The 23,692-nt window shown below is 68.0% G+C and carries 21 protein-coding genes; 9 read left to right on the top strand and 12 right to left on the bottom strand.

Annotated elements, in window-relative coordinates:
* The first annotated feature begins 5 nt into the window (after positions 1 to 5).
* Positions 6 to 1,481: a catalase gene (locus tag LTV02_RS29915; RefSeq protein ID WP_233035134.1), complete on the top strand. Its 1,476-nt coding sequence runs from the start codon at positions 6 to 8 to the stop codon at positions 1,479 to 1,481.
* A gap of 52 nt (positions 1,482 to 1,533) precedes the next feature.
* On the opposite strand, the gene LTV02_RS29910 is transcribed toward LTV02_RS29915, so the two are convergent.
* A complete protein-coding gene (locus LTV02_RS29910; RefSeq protein WP_067718454.1) occupies positions 1,534 to 2,106 on the bottom strand; it encodes a TetR/AcrR family transcriptional regulator in 573 nt (190 codons plus the stop codon).
* A gap of 124 nt (positions 2,107 to 2,230) precedes the next feature.
* On the opposite strand from LTV02_RS29910, the gene LTV02_RS29905 reads away from it, so the two are divergent.
* Positions 2,231 to 2,956 (top strand): SDR family oxidoreductase, encoded by a 726-nt coding sequence (locus tag LTV02_RS29905; RefSeq protein ID WP_233035133.1) that lies wholly within the window; start codon positions 2,231 to 2,233, stop codon positions 2,954 to 2,956.
* Between the two features lie 28 nt (positions 2,957 to 2,984).
* Positions 2,985 to 4,148, top strand: a complete 1,164-nt coding sequence (locus tag LTV02_RS29900; RefSeq protein WP_233035132.1) for a low temperature requirement protein A — start codon at positions 2,985 to 2,987, stop codon at positions 4,146 to 4,148.
* 19 nt (positions 4,149 to 4,167) lie between these two features.
* Here the strand turns inward: LTV02_RS29900 and LTV02_RS29895 are convergent, their stop codons facing one another.
* Positions 4,168 to 4,896: a TetR/AcrR family transcriptional regulator gene (locus LTV02_RS29895; RefSeq protein WP_233035131.1), complete on the bottom strand. Its 729-nt coding sequence runs from the start codon at positions 4,894 to 4,896 to the stop codon at positions 4,168 to 4,170.
* A gap of 153 nt (positions 4,897 to 5,049) precedes the next feature.
* Between LTV02_RS29895 and LTV02_RS29890 the strand changes: the two genes are divergently transcribed.
* On the top strand, positions 5,050 to 6,585 hold the full coding sequence (locus tag LTV02_RS29890; protein ID WP_233035130.1) for an MFS transporter: 1,536 nt from the start codon (positions 5,050 to 5,052) through the stop codon (positions 6,583 to 6,585).
* Positions 6,586 to 6,692: 107 nt separating this feature from the next.
* Here LTV02_RS29890 and LTV02_RS29885 read toward each other — a convergent pair whose 3' ends face one another.
* Positions 6,693 to 7,721, bottom strand: coding sequence for a phosphotransferase family protein (locus LTV02_RS29885; protein WP_233035129.1), 1,029 nt, complete (start codon positions 7,719 to 7,721; stop codon positions 6,693 to 6,695).
* Positions 7,722 to 8,837 (bottom strand): hypothetical protein, encoded by a 1,116-nt coding sequence (locus tag LTV02_RS29880; protein ID WP_233035128.1) that lies wholly within the window; start codon positions 8,835 to 8,837, stop codon positions 7,722 to 7,724.
* Between the two features lie 116 nt (positions 8,838 to 8,953).
* Between LTV02_RS29880 and LTV02_RS29875 the strand changes: the two genes are divergently transcribed.
* A complete protein-coding gene (locus LTV02_RS29875) occupies positions 8,954 to 9,586 on the top strand; it encodes a TetR/AcrR family transcriptional regulator (protein WP_233035127.1) in 633 nt (210 codons plus the stop codon).
* An 866-nt stretch (positions 9,587 to 10,452) separates the two neighbouring features.
* On the top strand, positions 10,453 to 12,003 hold the full coding sequence (locus tag LTV02_RS29870) for a PKD domain-containing protein (protein ID WP_233035126.1): 1,551 nt from the start codon (positions 10,453 to 10,455) through the stop codon (positions 12,001 to 12,003).
* On the opposite strand, the gene LTV02_RS29865 is transcribed toward LTV02_RS29870, so the two are convergent.
* The 3 genes from LTV02_RS29865 to LTV02_RS29855 all read right to left on the bottom strand — a co-directional run bounded on the left by LTV02_RS29865 (position 11,990) and on the right by LTV02_RS29855 (position 15,914).
* On the bottom strand, positions 11,990 to 12,991 hold the full coding sequence (locus LTV02_RS29865) for a TIGR03617 family F420-dependent LLM class oxidoreductase (protein WP_233041748.1): 1,002 nt from the start codon (positions 12,989 to 12,991) through the stop codon (positions 11,990 to 11,992). The two genes, LTV02_RS29870 and LTV02_RS29865, sit on opposite strands and share 14 nt — an antisense overlap.
* 26 nt (positions 12,992 to 13,017) lie before the next feature.
* Entirely contained in the window at positions 13,018 to 14,139 is a 1,122-nt protein-coding gene (locus LTV02_RS29860) for an ecdysteroid 22-kinase family protein (protein ID WP_233035125.1), read from the bottom strand.
* A 146-nt stretch (positions 14,140 to 14,285) separates the two neighbouring features.
* Positions 14,286 to 15,914 (bottom strand): GMC family oxidoreductase, encoded by a 1,629-nt coding sequence (locus LTV02_RS29855; RefSeq protein WP_067718476.1) that lies wholly within the window; start codon positions 15,912 to 15,914, stop codon positions 14,286 to 14,288.
* Between the two features lie 307 nt (positions 15,915 to 16,221).
* Here LTV02_RS29855 and LTV02_RS29850 point away from each other — a divergent pair, with 307 nt between their 5' ends.
* Both LTV02_RS29850 and LTV02_RS29845 read left to right on the top strand, forming a co-directional pair.
* A complete protein-coding gene (locus tag LTV02_RS29850; protein ID WP_067718479.1) occupies positions 16,222 to 17,454 on the top strand; it encodes a cytochrome P450 in 1,233 nt (410 codons plus the stop codon).
* Positions 17,455 to 17,517: 63 nt separating this feature from the next.
* Complete coding sequence (locus LTV02_RS29845) at positions 17,518 to 17,982, top strand: glutathione peroxidase (protein WP_084535361.1); 465 nt, start codon at positions 17,518 to 17,520, stop codon at positions 17,980 to 17,982.
* Between the two features lie 23 nt (positions 17,983 to 18,005).
* Here LTV02_RS29845 and LTV02_RS29840 read toward each other — a convergent pair whose 3' ends face one another.
* Together LTV02_RS29840 and LTV02_RS29835 are read right to left on the bottom strand one after the other, a co-directional pair.
* Positions 18,006 to 19,358, bottom strand: coding sequence for a cytochrome P450 (locus LTV02_RS29840; RefSeq protein ID WP_233035124.1), 1,353 nt, complete (start codon positions 19,356 to 19,358; stop codon positions 18,006 to 18,008).
* A 121-nt stretch (positions 19,359 to 19,479) separates the two neighbouring features.
* Complete coding sequence (locus LTV02_RS29835; RefSeq protein ID WP_067718992.1) at positions 19,480 to 20,043, bottom strand: TetR/AcrR family transcriptional regulator; 564 nt, start codon at positions 20,041 to 20,043, stop codon at positions 19,480 to 19,482.
* Between the two features lie 118 nt (positions 20,044 to 20,161).
* Between LTV02_RS29835 and LTV02_RS29830 the strand changes: the two genes are divergently transcribed.
* Complete coding sequence (locus LTV02_RS29830) at positions 20,162 to 20,572, top strand: class I SAM-dependent methyltransferase (protein WP_233035123.1); 411 nt, start codon at positions 20,162 to 20,164, stop codon at positions 20,570 to 20,572.
* A gap of 61 nt (positions 20,573 to 20,633) precedes the next feature.
* Here the strand turns inward: LTV02_RS29830 and LTV02_RS29825 are convergent, their stop codons facing one another.
* From LTV02_RS29825 to LTV02_RS29815, 3 genes are read right to left on the bottom strand one after another with little or no spacing between them, the layout of a single operon-like run.
* Entirely contained in the window at positions 20,634 to 21,284 is a 651-nt protein-coding gene (locus tag LTV02_RS29825) for a hypothetical protein (protein WP_233035122.1), read from the bottom strand.
* 58 nt (positions 21,285 to 21,342) lie between these two features.
* Entirely contained in the window at positions 21,343 to 22,200 is an 858-nt protein-coding gene (locus LTV02_RS29820) for an LLM class F420-dependent oxidoreductase (RefSeq protein ID WP_233035121.1), read from the bottom strand.
* A gap of 15 nt (positions 22,201 to 22,215) precedes the next feature.
* Complete coding sequence (locus tag LTV02_RS29815; protein ID WP_233035120.1) at positions 22,216 to 23,688, bottom strand: FAD-dependent oxidoreductase; 1,473 nt, start codon at positions 23,686 to 23,688, stop codon at positions 22,216 to 22,218.
* Positions 23,689 to 23,692: the final 4 nt, after the last annotated feature.

The following is a 23,692-nucleotide window of genomic DNA, read 5'->3' as shown; positions in this document are numbered from 1 at the left end:
TTCGCATGACGACTGCCGGTAAGACCAAGCCGACCACCACCAATACCGGTATCCCGGTCTCCAGCGATGACGAGTCGCTGACCGCGGGCGCGCAGGGGCCGATCCTGCTGCACGACCACTATCTGATCGAGAAGCTGGCCCAGTTCAACCGCGAGCGGGTACCGGAGCGCATCGTGCACGCCAAGGGCGCCGGTGCTTTCGGCGAGCTCGTGGTCACCGGTGACGTCAGCGCCTACACCAAGGCGAAGCTGTTCCAGCCGGGTGCGCGCACCGAGTCGCTGGTGCGTTTCTCCACGGTCGCCGGTGAGCAGGGCAGCCCCGACACCTGGCGCGATCCGCGCGGTTTCGCGGTGAAGTTCTACACCACCGAGGGCAACTACGACATCGTCGGCAACAACACCCCGGTCTTCTTCATCAAGGACCCGATCAAGTTCCCCGACTTCATCCGGTCCCAGAAGCGCCTGCCCGGCAACGGACTTCGCGATCACAATATGCAGTGGGACTTCTGGACCCTGCGCCCGGAGACCGCGCACCAGGTGACCTGGCTGATGGGCGACCGCGGCATCCCGAAGACCTACCGCCACATGGACGGCTTCGGCTCGCACACCTACCAGTGGGTCAATGCCGCCGGTGAGCGCTTCTGGGTGAAGTACCACTTCAAGACCGATCAGGGCATCGAGTTCCTGACCCAGGCCGAGGCCGACGAGATCGCGGGCAAGGACGCCGACTACCACCGGCGCGACCTGTACGAGGCCATCGAGCGCGGTGACTTCCCGAGCTGGACCCTCAAGGTGCAGATCATGCCGGTCGCCGAGGCGGAGGGCTACCGCTTCAACCCGTTCGATCTGACCAAGGTGTGGTCGCAGCAGGACTACCCGCTCATCGAGGTCGGCCGCTGGACGCTGAACCGCAACCCGGGCAACTTCCACGTCGAGATCGAGCAGGCCGCCTTCGAACCCTCGAATCTGGTTCCGGGCATCGGCTTCTCGCCCGACAAGATGCTGCTGGGCCGCGTCTTCGCCTACGCCGACGCGCACCGCTACCGCATCGGCACCAACTACGCGCAGCTGCCGCCGAACCGTGCCAAGGCGGCCGAGGTGAACTCCTACTCCAAGGAGGGCCCGATGCGCTACGACTACAACCCGGCGGATGTGCCGGTCTACGCGCCGAATTCGTTCGGCGGCCCGCACGCCGATCCGGAGCGCGCCGGTGACGAGGGCAAGTGGGAGTTCGATCCCACCATCGTCCGCGCCGGCTACATCCAGCACGCCGAGGACGGCGACTTCACCCAGGCGGGCACCCTGGTTCGCGAGGTCCTGGACGACGGCGAGCGGGATCGCCTGGTGGGCAATGTGGTCGGGCATGTGCTCGGCGGCGTCCGCGAGCCGGTGCTGAGCCGCGTCTTCGAGTACTGGAAGAGCGTCGACACCGAACTCGGCAAGCGCATCGAAGAGGGTGTTCGCGCCGGGCTTTCCGCCTGAGCCTCGGAGCGAAACCGGATGGCCCCCACCACTTTCGTGGTGGGGGCCGTCTTCATTCCCGGAGCAGGGCGTCGGTCAGCCGTTCGGCGGCCGGCTGATCGAGCGGTTCGTTGCCGATCAGGAAGCGGTACCAGAACAGGCCGTAGAACTGGTCGATGATCAGTGCGAGGTCCGCACCGGCGCTCAGTTCGCCGCGCTCCTGCCCGCGGATCAGCAAGGCGCGCACCGCCGCCCGCCGTTGTGCGGTGAATGTCTTCACCAATTCCGCCAATTGGGGATCCGAGGCCGCTTCCCGGACCAGCGTGCGCAGGGTCGACGCGGTCGTTTCGTGCTGTGCCCCGGCGAAAGTCGAGCCGATGATGCTCAGCAGATCACCGCGCAGCGAGCCGGTATCGGGAGTCGGCACCTCCTCGGTCGCCAGCTCGGTCAGCGCGTCGAGCAGTACCGCGCCTTTGGACGGCCACCATCGGTAGACCGTCTGCTTCCCGACCCCCGCGGTCTTCGCGATGGTGTCGATGGTGATCGGAGCGCCCCCGGATTCGGCGAGCAATCGCCGCGCCGCATCCAGAATCGCCTGGTGCGCTTCCTCATTGCGCTTGCGCCCGGTGTGCGCCCGCTCTCCCATGCGCCTGTCCTTCCCTGTGACTCAACTCACCGCTTTGTCGAGACTAAAAGTCTCGATAACACTGTTGTCGAGACTGACGGTCTCGTAATAATAGACGGGACATCGCAGAGGAAGGCAGTTCGCAATGACCACAGCACAGCGCGTCGTAGTCATGGGTGGCAGCTCCGGCATCGGCGAGGCGACCGCCGCCGCCTTCGCCGCCGAGGGCGCGGAGGTCATCATCACCGGGCGTTCCCAGGACAAGCTGGACGCCGCTCGCACCCGCATCGAAGGCAAGGTCACCGCCCACCGCGTGGATGCCGCCGACCCGGCCGCCATCGCCGAATTCTTCACCGAGACAGGGCAGTTCGATCACCTGGTGATCTCGGTCAGCGGTTCGTCCGGCGCGGGCGGTTTCGCCGACCTGGACCTGGACGAGCTCGTCGCCGGCTTCGACGGCAAGTTCTGGCCGCAGGTCCGAATCCTCAAAGCCGCACTCCCGCACCTGAATCCGCAGGGCTCGGTCACCCTGGTGACCGCCGCGTCCGCCCGCGCCGCCTTCGCGGGCAGCGCCGGTCTGGCCGCCATCAACGGCGCCCTGGAGGCCATGGTCCCGCCGCTGGCCGTAGAACTCGCCCCGCTGCGCGTCAACGCCGTCTCACCCGGCCTGGTCGACACCCCGTGGTGGGACCGGGTTCCCGAGGCACAGCGCCGCGAGCTCTTCGACGGCATCTCCGCCGCCACCCCCGCCGGCCGCCCGGGCCATCCGGACGAAATCGCCCGCGCCATCCACATGCTGGCCCACAACGCCTTCATCACCGGCCACGTGCTGGAGGTCACCGGCGGCGCGACCCTGGCCACCGGCCGCTGAAAGCCGTTCCCTCAGTAGGTTGATGGGCATGCTCGATCCGCTCACCGCCACGCCCGCCGAATCCGCGCCGCCGCGCCGCGCCACCTGGTTCGAACTCTTCGGCGATCTGGTCTTCGTCGCGGCGGTGGGGCAGATCATGCACCGGGTCGGCGCGCACCCGGACGCCGGTGCGGTTGCCGCGGCCGCGGGCCTGTTCGTCCCGCTGTGGTGGGCGTGGGTGCTGTACGCGGTGCACGCCAATCGCGCGGACCGTGACAACACCGCGCACCGCCTGCTCACCACCGCCGGATTGACCGGTGTGGTCGGCATGGCGGTGTTCGCGGGCGCGGTCGGGCACGACACCGCCATGGACGCCGGATTCGTACTGTCCTACCTGATCGCCCGGGCCGGCGTGGCCGCGCTGTACGGCTGGGACACCCGGCGAAACCCCGTGCTGCGCCCGGTGTTCGGCGTCTTCGCCTCGGTCTCCGCGCTGACCGCCGTCGGCTGGCTCGGCGGCCTGCTGCTGGACGCGCCGTGGCGCTACGTCGTGTGGGGCATCGCCATGGTCGTGGAACTGGTGCTGCCGCTGCTCGCCGGACCCCGCCTGGCCCGGGTCGAGCAGGAACCGGAGCATCTGCGCGAACGCTTCGGGCTCTTCACGATCATCGTGCTCGGCGAGGCGGTACTCGGCTTCACCAACGGCCTGGTAGAGGCGCGCACCGCGGGCTGGGCGGTGGTGACGGGCGCGGCGGCGTTCGCGCTCACCGCCGGCCTGTGGTGGTCGTACTTCAATGCCAGCAGTACCCGCGCGGGCGCGCACACCCAGCTGGCCCGCGGCGGGAGACTGCTGAACATCTACGTATTCGGCCATCTGCCGGTGCAATTGGGCCTGGCGCTGACCGGTGCGTCCATGAGCATCGCGGTGGTAGGTGGCGGCAGCCATCTGAACGCCACCTCGGCCGCGTGCATCATCGGCGGCGTCGCCCTCTATCTGCTGGCGGTCGCCGGTGTGCGCGCGGCCTTCACCGGCCTCCGCGAGCGGGTGGTGCTCATCCGATTCGCCACCGCCGCAACGGTACTGGCCCTGCTGCCGGTCGCGGTGCACATCCCGGTCGCGGCGCTGCTGACCGCACTGGCCGCCCTGATGGCGGTGTCGGTCGTGGCCGAGACCTCGGCGCACCGACGCCGAATGCGCAGCGCGGCACAGTGATCCGGCCGACGGAGTCCGCTCAGGGGCGTTGGGCGTCGAGACCGTCCAGGATGAGCCCGATCTCGTGGTCGAAGACATCGTCGCGGGCCTTGGCCGAGTCGATGCCGAGGTGTGCCAGATAGCGCTTGTGCAGGCGCGGATAGGGTTTGGACATCTCCACGGACGTGGCCATGATCTGTTCCATCCACTGTTGCTCGGTGAGTCCGCTGCGGGCCACGGTGGTGAGCATGGCGGCTTCGGTGGTGCCGGAGCCGATGAGGTAGGCGAAGATCGCGTTCGAGGCGCGGTCGGTGGCGTCTTCGCTGAAGCCGGCCGTCTCCAGCACCCCGAGCATGGCCTCGGACATGCGCATGACATTCGGGCCGAGGTAGATGAGCCCGGCGGTGCTCAGCACGACCGAGATCCACGGATGGCCCAGCATGGTGGCGCGAACGCTGCTCGCGATGCCCTTGAGGTCCTCGCGCCAGTTGTCGGCGACGTACTCGGTGGGCAGGCGGATCTCCCCGAACACCTGGTCCACCACCAGTTCGAGCAGCTCTTCCTTGTTCGCCACGTGCGTGTAGAGCGAGGTGGCTCCGGCATTGAGACGCGTCCCCAGCCGCCGCATGCTCAGCGCTTCGAATCCCTCACTGTCGAGTAGCGCGATCGCCTCCGCGATGATCTGCGCCCGGCTCAGCGTGGGGGAGTCGCGCCGCTGTCGCTGGGGCCGGGCCCATACCGTCGCGAACTCCTCGGCCTTGGCTGCCATGGCCATTCCTCCTTCGTCTGCATCAGCATAACCGCTGCTAGAACACTGTTCGACAGCACGTACACCGTTCCCTATTGCGAACACTGTACGGAGACCGTACAGTGTTCGACAACGCCGCACAGTGTACGGCGAAGCTTCCGAAGGGGACTGGGAATGACCGAGAACGAGATGGCGCGGGCGACGGATTCGCCTACCGCCGAACGCAATCCGAAACGCTGGCTGATCCTGGTGGTGCTCTGCCTGAGCTCACTGGTGCTGGTGATCGACAATATGGTGCTGAACGTGGCCATCCCGCAGGTCGCCACCGACCTCGGCGCCACCGGCCGCGACATCCAGTGGGTGATCGACTCCTACATCCTGGTGTTCGCCGGCCTGCTGCTCACCTCGGGCAGCCTCTCCGACCGCTTCGGCCGCCGGCTGGTGATGGTCATCGGCCTCGCGCTCTTCGGCGCGGCGTCATTGCTCGCGGCCTACGCCACCACCCCCGAAACCCTGATCGCCGGTCGCGTGATCATGGGCATCGGCGGCGCGCTCATCATGCCGAGCACGCTGTCCATCCTGATCACCGTGTTCGACGAGCAGGAGCGACCGAAGGCGATCGCGGCCTGGAGCGCGGTGGCCATGATCGGCATGGTCGGCGGCCCGATCGCGGGCGGCCTGCTGCTGAATCACTTCTGGTGGGGTTCGGTGTTCGTGCTGAACGTGCCGATCGCGATCGTAGCCATCATCGCCGCCCTGGCGCTGATGCCGGAGTCCAAGGGCCCGGCCAAGAAGACCGACCTGCCCGGTATGACGCTGTCCATCATCGGCACCACCGCCCTGGTGTGGACCATTATCGAATTCCCCGCCAAGGGCTTCGAGGGCGTGTGGCCTTCGCTGGTGCTGACCGTGATCGCGTTGACCGCCTTCGTGATTCGCGAACTGAAGACCGAACACCCGATGGTCCCGCTGCAGTTGTTCCGCAATCGCGTCTTCACCGGTTCCAGCTTCTCCCTGGTGCTGGTCACCTTCGCCAATGCCGGTCTGATGCTGGTGCTCACCCAGTACCTGCAGTTCGTGCTCGGCTACTCGCCCGTCAAGACCGCCCTGGCCTTCACCCCGATGGCCTTCGCCGCGCTGCTCGCCCAGGGCGTCGGCGCCGGCCTGGTGCAGAAGCTCGGCGTCCGTCCGATGGTGCTGACCGGTCTGCTGGTGCTGGCCGCGGGTTCCGGGGTGCTGGCCATCCTGACCACCGATTCCGGCTTCTGGCTCCCCGCCGTGGCCATGGCGCTGGTTGGCGCCGGTGCGGGCCTGGCCATGCCCGCCGCCATCGGCGCCCTGATGGGTGCGGTGCCGCCGGAGGAGGCCGGCGTCGGCTCGGCGCTGAACGACACCATTCAGCAGACCGGCGGCGCGCTGGGCGTGGCGGTGCTGGGCGCGATCCTGGCCGGCACCTACCGCGATGCCATGCCGGCCGATGCGTCGGAAGCCGTCAAGGAGAGCATCGGCGGGGCCCTGCTGACCGGGGACAGCACCTTGATCACCGCGGCCCGCGAAGCCTTCACCGACGCCATGTCCGCCACCTTCATCGCCGGCGGGATCAGCGTCCTGGCCGCCACCGTGCTCGCCTTCTTCCTGATGAAGGGCGCGAAAGCCGCCACCGGCGAGGGCATTCCGGCCGCGGAGGAGGAAATGGCCGACGCGCACTGAGCCCGAAACGAGAAATGCCGCCCCCGGCCTGGGACCGGGGGCGGCATTTCGTTGGTGGCCCGGCCGGGCACGCGACGCGCGGCCGGACCGGAGCAGCATGGGCGGGGCTAGCCCAGGAGCTGCTCGATTCGGGTGGTACAGAAGCCGGTGATGTTCATCTCCGGCGGCAGCTGGACGCGATTGGCCATGCGCAGCAGGGGAACCGAGAGCAGTACGGCGGCGAGGATCTCGTTGTACCGCAGGTTGCGCACCGGCATTCCGGTCCGCCGCTCGTAGTACGCGATGGTCTCGGCCCGCGACGGCGTGCCGGGCAACGGGGCATGGCCCTCGAATTCGCTGCTGGCCCAGTCCAGGAACAGCATCCAGGCCAGATCCGCCTCGTGATCGCCCAGATAGGCGATCTCCCAGTCGAGTACGCCGCTGACCCGGAAGTCCTTGTCGTACAGGATGTTCGACATCCGCGCGTCGCCCCAGCACAGGGCGACGTGCTGCGGCTGGTACACGTGCTCCCGCAGATGGGCGATGGCCCGCCGGTACGTCTCGGGCTGCTCTCCGCCGGTGGCCCAGCTCAGCGCCGCGTCGAGGTAGTTGACCAGGTGTGCGACCGGGCCGTCGCCGCCGTGCCGGGCGAGAGTGAGGAAGTCCAGCTCGAGTGCCCGCCAGTCCAGCGCGTGGATATCGGCGATGGTGTCGATACACCCCCACCACATGCGCTGCCGCTGTTGCGGTGTGGCCTCGAAGTAGTTGCCTGCCGCGTGATACGACGGATAGTCGCTGGGCGCTTCGCCTTCGAGCCGATTCATCACGAAATACGGACTGCCCAAAGCGTTTTCGCCGCGCTCCAGCCACGCCACGACCGGCACCGGGATGGCGGTCTGCGCCAGCCTCTGCATGACCAGCACCTGCCGGAGCAGGTCGTAATCCGGGAACAGTGACATTTCCGGGGGCCGCCGCATGACCATCGGCAGCCGGCCGTATTCGTCCTCGATCTCGAACAGGTAGGTCTCGGTCGCGAACCCCCTTGTCGTGCGCGCGAATTCGCTGATGCGCGCCTTCCCGGAGCCGGGGAGCCGGTGCCGCAGTTCGGGTTCGAGCGCGGTGGGCAGGTGTTCGGCGGGCAGCCGGGTGCCGTTCATTCAGTACCCCTGGTAGCCGTACCGGGCATTGCGGCCCAGGAACACCATTTCGACCAGCCCGTACCCGACCTTGCCCGCGGTTTCGATGCGGCAGAAGGTCTCGCTGAGCATGCTGGCCTGCTTCAGGTCGGCGACATCGGTGAGGTCGACGGTGAAGTGATCCATCCACTGCTCACCGCGCCACATGCCCGAGCCGTACCCGCGATAGGTGTCGTACCCCGCGATGCCCGGCCAGAAATCCGACACCGGCGTGATGGTGAACTCCCGATCGCTGCCGTCGGCGGCCCGCACGGTGAAACTGCCGCCGCTCACGATGCGGAAGTCGTCGCGGAAGGTCAGGTCGTGCGTGGCGTCGACGACAGGTACCGCCGCCCGGCCGGAGTCCAGCTTGGGCAGCACCGTGCCCTCGAAGTGCCAGCGCTGCCCGTCCGCGGTCTCGCGCTGCGCGAAATGCACCAGCTCGTCCTCGAATTGGAAGATCCCCATGTAGTAGAGGACGCCGTCGGGAATCTCGCTGGGCTGCAGGTGATCTCCCTCGCCGAGGCTGCCGCCGCCACCGCCGTGCCGGGTGCCCCAGGAGTGATCGCGCCCGAACCACCAGGTCTCCGGATCGATCTCGTACCGCACGCCGTCGGCCTCGACCCAGCCGCTGATCCGGCCGTTCTGGTAGTACCGCCGCGCGTCCTCGCGTACCCGGCCGCGGGTCCGGAAGAATGCGGGTTCCTGCTCGTAGGCGGGGAATTCGCCTTCGAAGTCGAGTTGCAGCTTGATACCGGACTCGTTGTCATCGAGGGTGGCGCGCACCTTGCGCAGCGGTTCGACGATCTCGTACTTGTAAGGCCCGACCTGCCAGGAGCTCAATCCGTCGTAGCGCCCGCCGATTTCGCGGGACAGCCGCACCACGTGCGCCGTCTTGCCGCCGATGGTGATCATCGCATACGCGTCGCTGACATTCCGGTTCGGGTACCGCGCCATGCCGGTCATCACGCTCACCGTGCCGGTGGTGTCGAAGCCGTACAGCACGACGCGCTCGGTCCAGCGCAGATCGCTCTGCTGAACGTGATCGAACGTGGTGGGCAGCTGATGGCAGAGGAGTTCGTCCTGGGGCGTCAACATCGACCGGGCCTCTCGGTGGAGCAGTGAATTAGAATACGGGCCGTAGCGTATTTCAAACATGGCGGAGTTGTAACCTGTTTCAGGAAAAAACTTCCGGCGACCCGAAGGAGAGATCCGTGACCGCATCCGTGGGGAATCGGCCCGGCCCGGGTCGCCCGCGTGACCCGCAGCTCGATGCCCAGGTGCTGGCCGCGACCCAGGAACTGCTGGTCAGCGACGGATATCAGGCCACCACCATTGCCGCGGTGGCGCGCCGGGCCGGGGTCGTCACCACTTCGATCTACCGCCGCTGGCCGGGCAAACGCGCCCTGGTGGAGGACGCGATCTTCGCCCTCGGCACCGGTAACCACCCGGTCCCCAGCGGTGATCTGGCGGCCGATCTGCTGGCCTGGACCCGGCTGTTCCTGTCGGCGGCCGCCCATCCGGCGGCCCGCTCGGCCATTCCGGGGCTGCTCTCGGAGTACCACGACGACGCGGAGAGCTACCGCAGACTGCTCGATCGCGGGGAACGCCCCACCGTGGAGGCGCTGCGCGAACTGCTGGACGCCGCGGCGGCGGCCGGTCAGGCGGCCCCGGACTGCGATGCCGAGGCGGTTTTCGAGTTCCTGCGCGGCGCGACCATGATCCGGGCGCTCACGCACGGCACCGAGGCCGAAGACGAGTTCTGCCGCCGGATCGCCGACGCGCTACTGGCGGTGGCGCAGCGCGGTACGCCGGAGCGGCGAGGTCAGAGCAGGCCCCACCAGTAGAACAGGCAAGCCAGCACGAAGACGACCACCGTTTCCATCGTGAACTCCCAATCTCCGTGGCGCACTTACCATCCATGATGCGCCGCCGAGTGGGACCTCGGCCAGGTTATGACGGCGCAAGATCGGTAACGAATGTCCTGCCGCCCCCTTCGCGGCAGGGCATCCTCCCTTATCGAGAACCGGTCGGCTTTTTGCTGGGTCCGACCCGACACCCCTCGTTGGACGGGCCGGACCCTGGCCTGACACCTTCCGGTGTTGACAGCAACAATGCGGGCCGGCGCTTGGCACCGCCTTAACAAGATCTTGCAAATGTGAAACCGGCTGGTGGCGGCCCATTTTCGTGATCTCACTCGACAATGACGACGGGCCGGCGGCCACAACGCCGAGCTCGTCTGGGACCGATTGTGGATCATCGGCGGCAACCTGAACCCCGGAATCCTTCGCCCGCAACGCAACCCACTGTTCCGGCGGTCCGGCGGGCTCGATCATCCTGTGCGCGCCGTGCTCTCGCGCAGCGCGGCGACGGTCTCGGGCGGCGCCGGCTCGTGCGGTCGGTGCGACCGCGCGCCGTCGACGAATGAGGCGTTACGCATACGACCCCTTACCGGCGGCGTAGCTGACGGGTAGCGATTCGACCGGACGGCACACCCGTCGGCCAGGCGCGCAGGTGGGCGAAAGTGAGCGTGCGATTTCTCGCTTTCATCCCATTTGTCTAGCAGATCCGCAGGTAGAACGGACTAAATTGGGCCATTTCGGCGTGGCTGCCGGGTTGTTGCGCGCGCCGCCCTCTTCTATGTCTGCTGTCAAGTTGCGGAACTCCCTAGGAGGAGCATGTGAAGGTGTGGCGATCCCGCTGTCGTGCGGTGATGCTGCCGGCCCTCGCGGGTGCGATCGCGGTGGCCGGGCCGGTGCCCGCGGCTGCCGATTTCCCCGCGGACTACCCGTTGATCATCGACGTCAGCACCCCGCCGGACGGGCTCTGCAACGGCGCGCTACGCGGAACCACCGCCGTGTACGTACCGCCGGGCCTGCCCGCGCAATCCGATGTGGAATGGCGAATCCTGGCCGGGGAACAGCCGATTCGCTCCGGCATCACCGCGGTGACCAATGACGTGGTGACCATCGGGTTCGATCTGCGCCGCGACGAGCTACCCCGGGACGGCCGACTACGGGTGGACGCCCGCACCAGAGTGCAGGGCGGGCAGGCCGGGGCCTACGGCAAGCCCTGGAACTTCCGCGTCACCCGCGAATGCGGCCCGCTGCACGTGGCCTCGATCGGCGATTCGGTGCTCTGGGGGCAGGGCCTGGATCTGGAACGCAAATTCGCCCACCTGACCGCCGAGGCGCTGGGCGCGGAGACCGGCCGGGCCGTGCAGGTCCACGACTATTCGCAATCCGGGGCGTTGCTGGACGCGCCGGGCACCGAGGGCGCGCAGTGCGCCGAGACCGCCGCCGATGCCGTCGCGGACGTGTTCTGCCAGCTGCACCAGGCCGCCGACGAGGCCGGCGAACAGGGCTATCGACTCGATGTGGTGCTGCTCGACGGCTGCATGAACGATCTCGACCCCTTCTTCGGCATTCCGGTCGGCGTCACCCCGGGCACCGAGGATCTGACCGCGGCGGTGGAGCGCGAATGCGGCGGCATCGGCGCCGAGGACACCAATCCGGCGGCCCATGTGCCGTACTTCAGCGGCGCCACCCGCGGTTACGGCGGGCGCGGCATGCGCGAGGCCATCGAACTCGCGCACGCCCTGCCGGGCAATCCGAAAGTGGTGGTGGCCAACTACTTCCACGACGGGGACACCGATACGCCGGCGGGCTTGCGCGAACGCTGGTCGGAATTCGTGCGCGCCTCCGCGGAGGTGTTCCGCCGGGCCGCCACCGACGCCAACGCCGCGGCGCCCGAACCCTACGCGGTCGCGGCGGACGGCCTGTTCACCGAGGACACCGGCGGGGCCGGCGCGGCACGCAAGCCCGCGCTCAATCCGCTCGGCGACGAATCCTTCGCCCTGCGCCTGCTCGCCTGCCCCCCGCTGGGCGACCTGCCGCCGCAGTGCCGGATGCCCGCCGTCTCGCACCTGAGCCTCGCCGACGCCCGGCCCTACGCCGACGCCTTCCTGATGAACCCCCGCCTGCGCGAATGGTTCGGCGGCGGTGGGCCTGCCGGCGCGGGCTTCACCGTCTCCCGGCAGGCGGGCCCGCCCGGCACCACCGTGAGTTTCGACGCCGCCCCCGCCGGCGCGGCCATCCGCCAGTACGAGTGGTATTTCGGCGACGGCGCGCACGCCACCACCCAGGCCGCGACGGTTTCGCACGTCTACCACGGCAGCGGACCGAATCTGCCGCGGCTGGTGGTCACCGATATGACCGGGCACCGCAGCCTCTACGAGCTGGACGAGCCGATCATGATCGATTGAGACCGGCGGACAGTTCCGCGATGGCCCCGTCGCCGGGCGCGTAGCCGGGGAAGTACGCGCACACTCGGGAAGCGCTGTCGCCGAACCGTTTCCGGATGAGGTCGGCGCACTGGGCGGGAGTGCCGCTCACGCTCAGTGCGTCGACCATCGAATCGTCGATCAGCCCGGCCATCTCGTGCCAGCGCCCCTGCTTGGAGAGGGTGTTGAGCTCGGGTTGCAGCGCGCCCCAGCCCTCCACGTCCAGCACCGGCCGATACGACGGGGTGGAACCGTAGAAGGCCAGCAGCTTCCGCACCGCGCGCCGGGCGGTCGCCAGCTCCTCGTCCGTATCGCCCATGGCCACAATGGTTTCGACGATGATCTCGAACGGCCGCTCGACGCCCACCCGCCCCTGCGCCACCGCCGGCAGCGTCCGCTCCCGGAAATGACGCTCGGTATTGAACGGCATCACCAGCAGCCCGTCCGCCGTCGCCGCCGCCATCTCGGTCATCCGCGGACCGAGCGCGCCCACCAGAATCGGCGGCAGCCCATAGGGATTCGGCCCCGGGTCGAACTGCGGCGTCATGAGCGTGTGCTGCCAGAACCGCCCGCGGTAGTCGAGCCGCGTGCCGTCCTGCCACGCCCGCAGGATCGCCCGCGTCGCCTCGACGCAGTCCCGCATCCGCTCCACCGGCTCGGACCATGTAGTCCCGTACCGCCGTTCGATATGCGGCCGGATCTGGCTGCCCAGCCCCAGCCGGAATCGCCCGCCCGACAGGCGATGCAGATCGTAGGCGGTGTGCGCGAGATGCATCGGACTGCGCGGCAGGGCCATCGCCACATTGGTCATGATGGCCGTCCCGGGGACCGTGGCGGCCGGCCCCAGCGGCAGGAACACATCGTGCGGGCCTTCGAACGTGAACACACCGTCCACGCCGAGCGCCCGCAATTCGGCGGTGCGGGAAGCGGATTCGGCGAGCGGGGCATCGAGCCACAGGTCCAGGGGCAGGGTGGTCACGGGTGATTCCTCCGGGTTCACGGGGCGAGGCAGGCGAGCGCGGCCGCGGTGTCGAGGTCCTCGACGGCCCGCGCGGCCTTCCGCAGCCCGCTGCGGGCGATGGTGTCCGATTGCAGTCCGGCGAACACGGCGGTGAAGGCGATGCTCGCGTAGGCGTACGCGGCATGGGCGCGCAGCCGCCGCCGGACGTCGGCCGGATGCTGCCGCGGCCCACCGCGGCGCGCCAGTTCTTCGAGATAGACCGCGAGCAGTTCCGGGGTGTGCGCCAGCCGGTCCTCGGTGGACAGCGCGAACACCAGGAAGTACGTCAGATCCCGGATGCCGTCCCCGCGCCGCAGCACCTGCCAGTCCAGCAGGCCCGCCGCGGCGTCGGTGAAGTACACATTGCCCGGGTGCGGATCGCCGTGCAGCACGGTGTGCGGTCCGGCGTCGAGTTCCGCTGTCACGGCGCCGAATCGGCGCAGAATTCGCTCGCCCGCGCGGGGCAGCAGTTCGGGCTGCCGGCGCGCCAGCAGCCGGGCGCTGCCCGCCATCGCCCGCCGGATGAGCGGCAGCATCGGGTCCCGCGCACCGGTGGTGATCCAGCCCAGCCCGCCCGCTCGGGTATCGGTCAGCCGGGGCGAATCCCAGTGCGTGGCATGCAATCCGGCCAGCGTCCGCACCACGAGCGCCGCATCCGCCGGACTCATGTCCGCGGCCGCATCGGTGAAACGCGCCGCGCGGGCGGTCAGATCCTCGATGACGATGGTGAACCGTTCCAGCCGTGGATCGTGGTCGATGCCCAGCACCTCGGGCGTCTCGATCCGCAGTCCCGGCCGCACGGCGCGATAGAACCCGCATTCGTTGCGCCCGAGCCCGGCCAGCCGTGTGAAGAGCCGGGGTCCGGCGGCGGTCGGCGCGGTCTTCACGAAAGCCGTTGCGGGCAGCGACGAATCCGCGCCGTGCAGCCGCAGGCGCGCTCGATCGGTGGTCCCGGCGGTGACGTCCAGCCGTTCGACCGCCTCGATCCGGGTCCCGAGCAGCCGGCTCAGATATCCGGCGTCGATCTGCGCCGCCCGGCGGGGCAGCGGCGAACGCCGGTCGAACCGATCACGCAGTTCGCTCACCAGCGCCGCACCCAGCGCTGTCGTCGCACCCATCGGCGTCTCCTGGCGAATCACACCGTCCTGCAACGAGTCCGGTGGTGGATAGCGCTCCGCCCCGGACCGATCAACGGGTTTCGGTCCGGGGCGGTCCCGGACGCCGGTGGTCGTGGTCCGGCATCCGAAGTCTCAGCGCGGCGGGATCAGATGAATTCCGCGGCCTTCTCGCCGATCAGGTAGCTCGGCGCATTGGTATTGCCGCCGGTGATGCTCGGCATGATCGACGCGTCCGCGACCCGCAGGCCCTCGATGCCGTTGACCTTGAGCGTCGGATCCACCACGGCGCGCTCGTCCACGCCCATGCGGCAGGTGCCTACCGGGTGGTAGATCGAGTGCACGCGGTTGGGCAGCTCGCGGCGCAGCGCTGTCTCGTCCTCCAGCGCGGGCCCGGGGGCCAGTTCCTCGGTCCAGTCGGCGCGAATGCTGCTGTGCGCCATGATCTCCCGGATCATCCGGATGCCCTCGACCAGGAATTCGGTATCGCGCGGATCGCTCAGGTAGCCCGGGTCGATGAGCGGCGCGGCGAACGGGTCGTTCGAGGCCAGCTTCAGCTCACCGCGGCTCTTCGGGTAGATGAGGCTCGGGAAGATGGTGAAGCCGGGCCGGCGGTCCACCAGGTGCAGCTTGTCCTCGTCCTGGTTCGGGATCGGGTAGCTCCACGGCAGGGTGTGGATCTGCATGTCCGGGTAGTCGCCCTCGGCGAACTTGGTCTTGACGAAGCCGCACGCCTCGAACACCGTCCGGCCCATCCACGAACTGCCCGGGCGGCGCAGCTCCTGCAGGATGCCGCTGGCGAAGTGGGTCGGAATGCCGCGGTGGATGGCCTTCTTGGAGATGTAGGTCATCGGCACGAACAGGTGGTCGTGCAGGTTCTGGCCGACCGGCAGATCCGCGACCACGTCGATGCCGTGCTCACGCAGATGCGCGGCCGGGCCGATGCCCGAGAGCATGAGGATCTGCGGCGAGCCGATGACGCCGCCGGAGACGATGACCTCTTTGCCGGCCCGCACGATGCGGCGGCTGCCGTTCTTCTCCGCGATCTCGACGCCGGTGGCGCGGCCGTTCTCGATCACCACGCGGGTGACGTGCACGTGGGTGAGCACCTTCAGGCCGGAGTCCGGCATATCGGTGATGAAGCCGCGCGAGGAGCTGTAGCGCAGACCGTTCTTCACGCTCTGCTGGAAGATCGAGATGCCTTCCTGCGACTTGCCGTTGTAGTCCTCGATGATCGGCGCGCCGAGCGTCTCCGACGCCGCGACCATGAACTCCTGGGCGATCGGGGTCAGCTCCTGCTGGCGGGTGACCTCGATGGGGCCGCCGGCGCCGCGCACGTCGTTGGCGCCGTCCTGCCAGTTCTCCAGCCGCTTGTAGGCGGGCAGGACCTCGTCGTAGCTCCAGCCCGTATTGCCCTCGGCGGCCCAGGAATCGAAGTTGGCGCGGTTGCCGCGCACGTAGAGCATGCCGTTGACGGAGCTCGAACCGCCGAGCACCTTGCCGCGGGTCATCGGGATCTTGCGATCGTTGGCGTGCTTCTGCGGGATGGAGTACTGCTTCCAGGTCACGCGCTTCTTCAGCTGCGGGACGGTGTGCACCATGCTGATTGCACCCGGCATGGTGACCATCCGGGTGTCGTCCTTGCGGCCGGCCTCCAGCAGGATCACGCTCTCGCCGCGCTCGGCGAGCCGGCCTGCGACGACGGCGCCGGCGCTGCCCGCGCCGATCACGACGTAATCAGCTTCGGTGGCGTCCGCGTAGCGCGGAGAAGCGCTCATTTCAGTACCTCATCCTCGAGTGTGCCTCTGATCACTGTAGAACAAGTTCTAGTCTGCGCACACACTGGACGGCATGTCCAGTCACAAGATCAAAGTTCAGGGCCTTTGCGGGCGCAAATATCGCGCAGCCGTGAAGCGCATGAACGAGTTCTAGAAGACTGCTATCGGTTAGCTGGCGCGCCCGGGGTCGGCGGCGGGGGATGGGTGTCCGGAAACCTGTCCCGACCGGGGCTGCATCGTGGTTCAATCGACTGTGAAACACGTTCCAATTTCGTGATCATAGCGGCAACCTGCCCGAGGAGGAACAGTGTCTGTTCCGTCGTTTCCGGCCGGATTCGATCTCACCGATCCCGCGATCTGGGCCGACCGCGTGCCCATCGAGGAGTTCGCCGCGCTGCGCGCCAACGCCCCCGCGTTCTGGATCGCGCAAACCCCCGAAACCGCTTTGCCCTTCACCGATTCCGGTTACTGGGCGATAACGCGCTACGAGGATGTCAAGGAGATATCCCGCAGGCCGGAAATCTGGTCCTCACACACCAAGGGATCCATCATCCGGCCGCCCGCCGATTCCGCGCCCGAGCAGATGGAACTCACCCTCGACGCGCTGCTGGTGAATATGGATCCGCCCAAACACACCAAGGTGCGGCGGATCGTCTCCAAGGGATTCACCCCGCGGGCCATCGAGAATCTGCGGGCGGCGCTCACCGAACGCGCGGCGGCGATCGTGGCGGAGGCCCGGGCGAGCGGCGGCGGCGATTTCGTGGAGCAGGTGGCGTGCGAATTGCCGTTGCAGGCCATCGCGGAACTGATCGGGGTGCCGCAGCAGGACCGGCACAAGCTGTTCTCGTGGTCGAATCAGCTGCTCAACTATGACGATCCGGAGTTCGCCGGGGCCAATATGACCGCCAATGCCGAGCTGCTGGGCTACGCGTACACCATGGCCGAGCAGCGCCGGGCCGAACCGACCGGGGACATCGTCAGCCAGCTGGTGAACGCCGATATCGACGGGGAGGCCCTGGGCAGTGACGAATTCGGCTTCTTCGTCATTCTGCTGTCGGTGGCCGGGAACGAGACCACCCGCAATGCCATCACGCACGGCATGAAAGCGTTCGTGGATCATCCCGAGCAATGGGAGCTGTTCAAGCGGGAACGGCCGCGCACCGTGGCCGACGAAATCGTGCGCTGGGCCACGCCGGTCACCTCGTTCCAGCGAACCGCGCTGTGCGACACCGAAATCGGCGGGCAGAAAATCCGGGAAGGGGAGCGGGCGGGATTGTTCTACAGTTCCGCCAACTTCGACGACACCGTTTTCGAGGATCCGTTCCGCTTCGACGTCACCCGCGATCCCAATCCGCAGCTCGGATTCGGCGGCACCGGACCGCATTTCTGTGTGGGCGCGAATCTGGCCCGGCTGGAAATCGAGCTCATGTTCAATGCCATTGCCGACGCCATGCCCGATATCGCCGAGGTGGCGCCGCCACAGCGGCTGCGGCACGGGTGGATCAACGGCATCAAGCATTGGCCGGTGCGCTACGGGTGAACCGGTGCCGGTCACGAACTCGTTCTAGAATTCGTGATTGTGACTAACCTTCGTGAAATTCCGCTGCGCACGCTGGACGACAAGCCCACCACCCTGGCCGAACTGGCCGGCGACAAGGTGGTGCTGCTGGTGAATGTCGCCTCGAAGTGCGGTCTGACCCCGCAGTACGGCGGCCTGGTGGAACTGCAGCAGACCTATGGGCCGCGCGGTTTCACCGTGGTGGGCGTGCCGAGCAATCAGTTCCTCGGCCAGGAGCCCGGCACCGCCGAGGAGATCGCCGAATTCTGCTCCACCACCTACGGTGTGGACTTTCCGCTGACCGAGAAGACCGAGGTCAACGGCGAGAACCGGCATCCGCTGTACGCCGAGCTGACCCAGGTCGCGGACGCCGCCGGTGAGGCCGGGGACGTGCAGTGGAACTTCGAGAAGTTCCTGATCGGCCGCGACGGCACGGTGCTGAGCCGGATCCGGCCGCGCACCGAGCCGAAGGACGCGAGCGTCATCGCGGCCATCGAGGGCGCGCTCTAGTCAGCACTGCGGGCGCGCTCTGGTCAGCGCGTGCGACGCCGATAGCGCACCGCACACGGCTGTTCCAGCTGGACCACCATCTTGGAATGGTCGTTGCGGTAGCTGTCGGATGGCTGTGCGAGTTCGAACTCCCAGTCCCGCAACAGGATCGAGAAAATCGCTTTGAGCTGCATCAGCGCGAAGGCCGCGCCGACGCAGCGATGCCGCCCGGCGCCGAACGGAATCCAGGTCCAGCGGTTCACCAGATCGGCCTGGTTCGGATCGAGGTAGCGGCCCGGATCGAAGGCGTCCGGGTTCGGGAAATCCTCCGGAATCCGGTTGGAGACAGCGGGAGTCGCGGCCACCAGATCGCCCGGCGCGATGCGATAGCCGCACACGTCGAACTCGTCCTGCGCCACCCGCATCAGGACGATGAGCGGCGGGTGCAGCCGCAGCACTTCCTTGAGCACCGCCTCCAGCTGCGGAATCTGGCGCAGCGCATGGAAACTCACGTCCGCGCCGTCGGCGTAGAGGGCGTCCAGCTCGGCGGTGACGGCGGCCATCACCTCGGGATTGCGCAGCAGCTCGATGATCGTCCAGGCCGCCGTGCCGGAGGTGGTGTGGTGCCCGGCGAACATCATGGAGATGAAGATGCCGGTGACCTCGCTGGCCGAGAAACGCGGGCGGCCCTGCTCGTCGCGCACCGACACCAGCACGTCGAGCATGTCCCGATCGTCCTTGTCCCCCGGGGGATTCGCGAGCCGTCCGGCCATGATGTGCCGCACCAGCTTCACCAGTTGCCGGCGGGCCTCGTCGCGCCGCCGGAAGCTCTCGATATCGGCGTTCGGGTCCACGTAGCAGTAGGCGTCCGTGCCGCGTTCCAGCTCGTGATAGAGGTGCGCGAAGCGCTCGTCCAGCTCCTCCCGGAACTTCTTGCCGATCAGGCACGCCGAGGACGTGTAGATGGTCAGCTCCGCGAAGAACTCCAGCAGGTCGATCTCCCCGGCGGCGCCCCAGCGCGCCAGCATCCGATCCACTTCGCGCGCAATGGTGCTCGCGTGCCCACGCATCTGCTCGGCCCGCAGCGCCGAATTGTGCAGCATCTCCTTGCGGCGCTCGGGCGGCGCGTCGAAGACCACGCCCTCCCCGAAGATCGGCTTCATGAACGGGTAGGCCGCCGCCTGGTCCAGATCCTCGTCGGCCGCGCGGAAGAAGAACTCGTTGGCCTGCGCCCCGGACAGCAGCACCACTTCGCGCTGTGCCAGCCGGAACGACCCGACATCCCCGCATTCCGCCCGGACCCGCGCCATCAGGGCGATGGGGTCGGTCCGGAACTCCTCGAGATGGCCGTGTTCATGTTCGCCACCCGATACCTGCCGCGGCTTGACCAGGGTCATCGGAAACCTCCCGCACTGGAGTAGACACCTGTCTGGACGGTACTACGGGTGTCATTGCCCGGCAAGGCTTTTCATCGAAACGAGAAATCTTCGCGCGCACCGGATTCACCCGGTGCGCAATTCACTCCGGCAGGACCTGCCGCGCGGCTTTCTCCAGCCGATCGGCAATTTCGGCGTACGACCCGTATCCGATCCCCGCCCGCAACATGGCGCCCGCGTAGAGCATTTCGAGCGTATCCACCAATGCCGGATCCGCGTCCGCGCCGAGCGCGTCCACCAGCCGGCTCCGGATCTCGGTGCCGATCCGCAACCGCAGATGCGCCACATCCGGATCGGTCCCCAGCAGCGCGCTGGTCACCGCCCCCGCCAGCGCCGGATCATCGGCGACCAGCATGGCGACCTGCCGCAGCACCGCCACCACCCGCGCAGTACTGTCCAGCCCGTCGGCCTCCGGCGGCGGATTCCCGGCCAGCCGCCGCCAGAACATCTCCGCTACCAGGTGTTCCTTACTCGAGAAGTAGGTGTACGCGGTGGCCGTGCCCACCCCGGCGGCAGCCGCCACCATCCGCACGGTCAGCCCCGCGAACCCTTCCCGCGACAACACCTCCATGGCGGCGCGGGTCAACTTCTCGACGGTATCCGCCTGCTTCTCGGTAAGCCGCCGCCGAGTGGCCTCCATGCTCACCACTGACCGGGCGGAATTGGAATCAGACACGTGTCCAGATGCTACTATGACCAAACCCGCCGAGCAACTCACCAATGCTATTTCCGCATCAATGAGAATGCTCCAGAAAGGCTTTCGAATGCCCCCGGCCCCCCTTTCCGGCAATGCCCCCGAATTGTCCGCACTCGCCGGACAACTCCCCGCACTGTCCGCGGCCGAATCCGCAGCCCTCCTCGAAGCCGCCCGCACCTACGCCGCCACCGGCCTCCTCCTCACCGACCCCGCGACGGCCGACCCCGCCTCCTGGCGCACCCCCCTCCGCCTGCTCCTCATCGACGGCGCGCTCCCCGGCGAAGCCGTCCAGCGCGACTACGACAACTGGGCACACTGGATCGCGGGCGGCGGTCTGCTAGCGATCCACGGCGTCACTCCCGGCGGCAACGCACCCGCTGACCAGATCTACGATCGCGCAACGGTTTCCGGCAAATACCGCGAACTGACCGCAGTCGAATCCCTCCGCATCCTGCAACGCACCGCCGCCTGCAACTGACAGGCCGCGCGGAGTGGCCGCGCTATCGGTCGATCTCCCAGAGTGAGTTTGCCTGGCCCACTCAGGCGGCGGATTCGACGCCGAGGATGAAGTCGACGACCTCGTCCGGGAACAGTTCGCGCGGATAGACCTCCGACCCGAGGCGGACCAGGCCATCGTTCTCCTCGGCCCCGACCGCGAAACCGAGGTCGTACCGTCGCCGGAAGCGTTGCAGGCCAAAGACGATCTCTGCCTCTTCGGGCCCGAACCCGGCCTCCATGGTGCTGCCGACCGGCAGATCGTAGGTCCACGTGCTCGGATGTCGCCGGCGATTCCGGCCTCTGACGAGCAGTCCGGCTCCGAGTAGGAGCGCAACGACCGCCGTGCCGATCATCGCCGCCTGCGTACCTCGAATCAGCCAGAGCAGCGCGAGATACAACACCGAGGGAATGGAGACCACGAGTACTGAACCGCGCGTCCATTTTTGGGTTGTCGAACGATTCAGCCGCTCCCAGACCTCCGGTGTGACCGTGAGGACGGCGGCCGGAGCTTCGAGCGAGGCCACCGGCGGCAGCGGCTGCAGTCCGGCGTCGGGTGCGTCCGCGGCATCGCCCAATCCGGGCACGACCGCACGAATATGGGAGATCACCCGGTCACCCGTCTGTACGTCGAAGGCGTCGGAACCGAAACGCACCGCCAGGGTTTCGCCGGGCGGGAATCGTTCGGCGAGCACTCCACCCCACCGGGTGAGCGTATCCGGTCCCGCCGACAGCGGCGGGACCGTGGACGATTCAGGCGGACAGGCCCAGTGGGACGAGTTTCGCTGCCAGGCGGTCCAGGTAGGCGAGGACTTCGGGCTCGTCCTTGTCGGGCATGCCGTAGAGGACGTCGGTGACGCCCGCTTCGGCCCAGTTCTCGAGTTGTCCCGCATCGGGTTTGAAGCCGAGGGCGACCACGCGGGGGGTGCCTTCGCGGCCGGCGTCGTTCCAGTGCTTCATGAGCAGGGCGGTGGAGGCGGAGACGTCGGATTCCTGGGGGGTGGTGATCCAGCCGTCGCCGGAGCGGGCGATCCACTTGAAGGTGGTTTCGGTGCCGCCGGCGCCGATGAGGATCGGGATGTGGGACTGGACCGGCTTGGGCCAGGCCCAGCTGGGGCCGAAGGAGACGAAATCGCCTGTGTAGGAAGCCTCTTCCTGGGTCCACAGGGCCTGCATGGCTTCGACGTATTCGCGCAGCACGGTGCGGCGCTTGTTGCCGGGTACGCCGTGGTCGGTGAGTTCGTCGGTGTTCCAGCCGAATCCGGCGCCCAGGGTGACTCGGCCGCCCGAGAGGTGGTCGAGGGTCGCGATGGTCTTGGCGAGGGTGATCGGGTCGCTCTCGGTGGGCAGCGCCACCGCCGTGGACAATTCGATGCGCGAGGTGACCGCGGCCGCGGTGGCCAGCGCCACCCACGGGTCCAGGGTGCGCATGTAGCGGTCGTCGGGCAGTTCCGAGGTACCGGTGCCCGGATGGTTGGCTTCGCGCTTGACCGGGATGTGGGTGTGCTCGGGCACGAAGAAGGATTCGAAGCCGCGCTCCTCGGCGGCTTTGGCGGCCGCGGCGGGGGTGATGCCGCGGTCGCTGGTGAATTGGACGATGCCGAAACGCATGTGCGGTGGCCCCTTTCAGTTCTGTTTGGCAGCGGAGACGCCGGCGCGGCGTCCGTAGAAGGATCCGTCACCGAGCGAGCAGCCCGAGGCGTAGCCGCCCGCGCAGATTCCGGAGGTGACGCGGCCGGCGGCGTACAGGCCGGGGATGGGTTCGCCGGAGACGTGCAGCACCCGCGAGTCCAGATCGGTGCGCAGGCCGCCGAGGGTGAAACCGCCGGTGTAGCCGCGCAGATCGTAGGCGCCGAGCGGGGTGCCGATGGGCTTCACCCATTCCGGCTTCTTGTGCTGAAAGGGGTCCTCGCCATTGGCGGCATGGTGGTTGTAGAGGTCCAGGGTGGTCTGGAGAGTCTTCGCGGGCAGGCCCATCTCGCTCTCGAGTTCCTCGACCGTCTCCGCGACCCAGGTGGGGGCGATGCGCAGGAAGGACATGGAGGACTTGGTCTCGAACGCCGCTTCCAGGGCTCCCTCGTCGATGATCAGGTACGCCTTGTTGCCCTGCTCCTGCAGGATGGCCTGCCCCATGCGCCCGGGATAGGTGTCCTCGGTGATGAACCGCTGACCGTGCCCGTTCACCAGGATCCCGCGCACCACCACCTGCGGGTCGGCGACCAGCGCGACCTCGGTGGCGTCCATGTGCGCGAGGTCCGCGCCGAGCGCCTGCGCCACCCGGATGCCGATGCCGTCGTGTTCCTCGACGGTGGCGGCGGGCCGGCCGGAAATCTTGGGCGCGTAGCGCTCCACCATTTCGTGGTTGTAGGCGAAGCTGCCGGTGGCCAGCACGACGCCGCGGTGCGCCCGCACCAGCACCGGCTTACCGTAGCGGGTGGCGGCGACGCCGACCACGCGCCCGTCGTCGTCGACGACCAGGCGGCGCAGGCGCACGTCGTATTCGTGCCGGACGCCGAGGGATTCGGCGGTCTGGGCGAGCGGCTCCATCAACATGTAGCCACCGCCCTTCTCGCCCAGCTTCTTGTCCTTGGTCCAGGCCAGGTGCCCGCGCGGGGCGGGATCGGCGATGGTGTTGAAGGGCGCGGCGTTCTCGCCGCCGGAGAACATCAGGCCCTCGTCGGCGGGCGGTTCGTAACCGGGTTCGCCCCAGAACACTTCGTTGAACGGAACACCCTGGGCGACAAGCCAATCGAAGTGCTCCACACTGCCCTGGCAGTAGTCGTGGATCTTGGCCTTGTCCACGCCGGGACCCAGCGCCGCGGTCAGGAACTTCTCCATGTTCTCCGGGGTGTCGGAGAAGCCGAGCTTCTTCTGCAGGGCGGTACCGCCACCGAGGTAGATGAACCCGCCGGACATGGCGGCCGCACCGCCCCAGCCGCCGGTGCGTTCCAGTACGAGCACGTCGGCGCCCGCCCGGGCCGCTTCGATGGCGGCGCACGCTCCGGCGACGCCGTATCCGACGACGACCACATCGGCCTCGAGGTCCCAGGTCTGGACCTCACCGACCCGGAGCGGTCGCAAGGTAGCGGTTTCAGCCATTGAT

The organism is Nocardia yamanashiensis (assembly GCF_021183565.1).
Lineage (GTDB): Bacteria > Actinomycetota > Actinomycetes > Mycobacteriales > Mycobacteriaceae > Nocardia > Nocardia yamanashiensis.
Note: the sequence above shows the minus strand (reverse complement) of the source record. Positions and strands in the feature narration are given on the sequence as shown.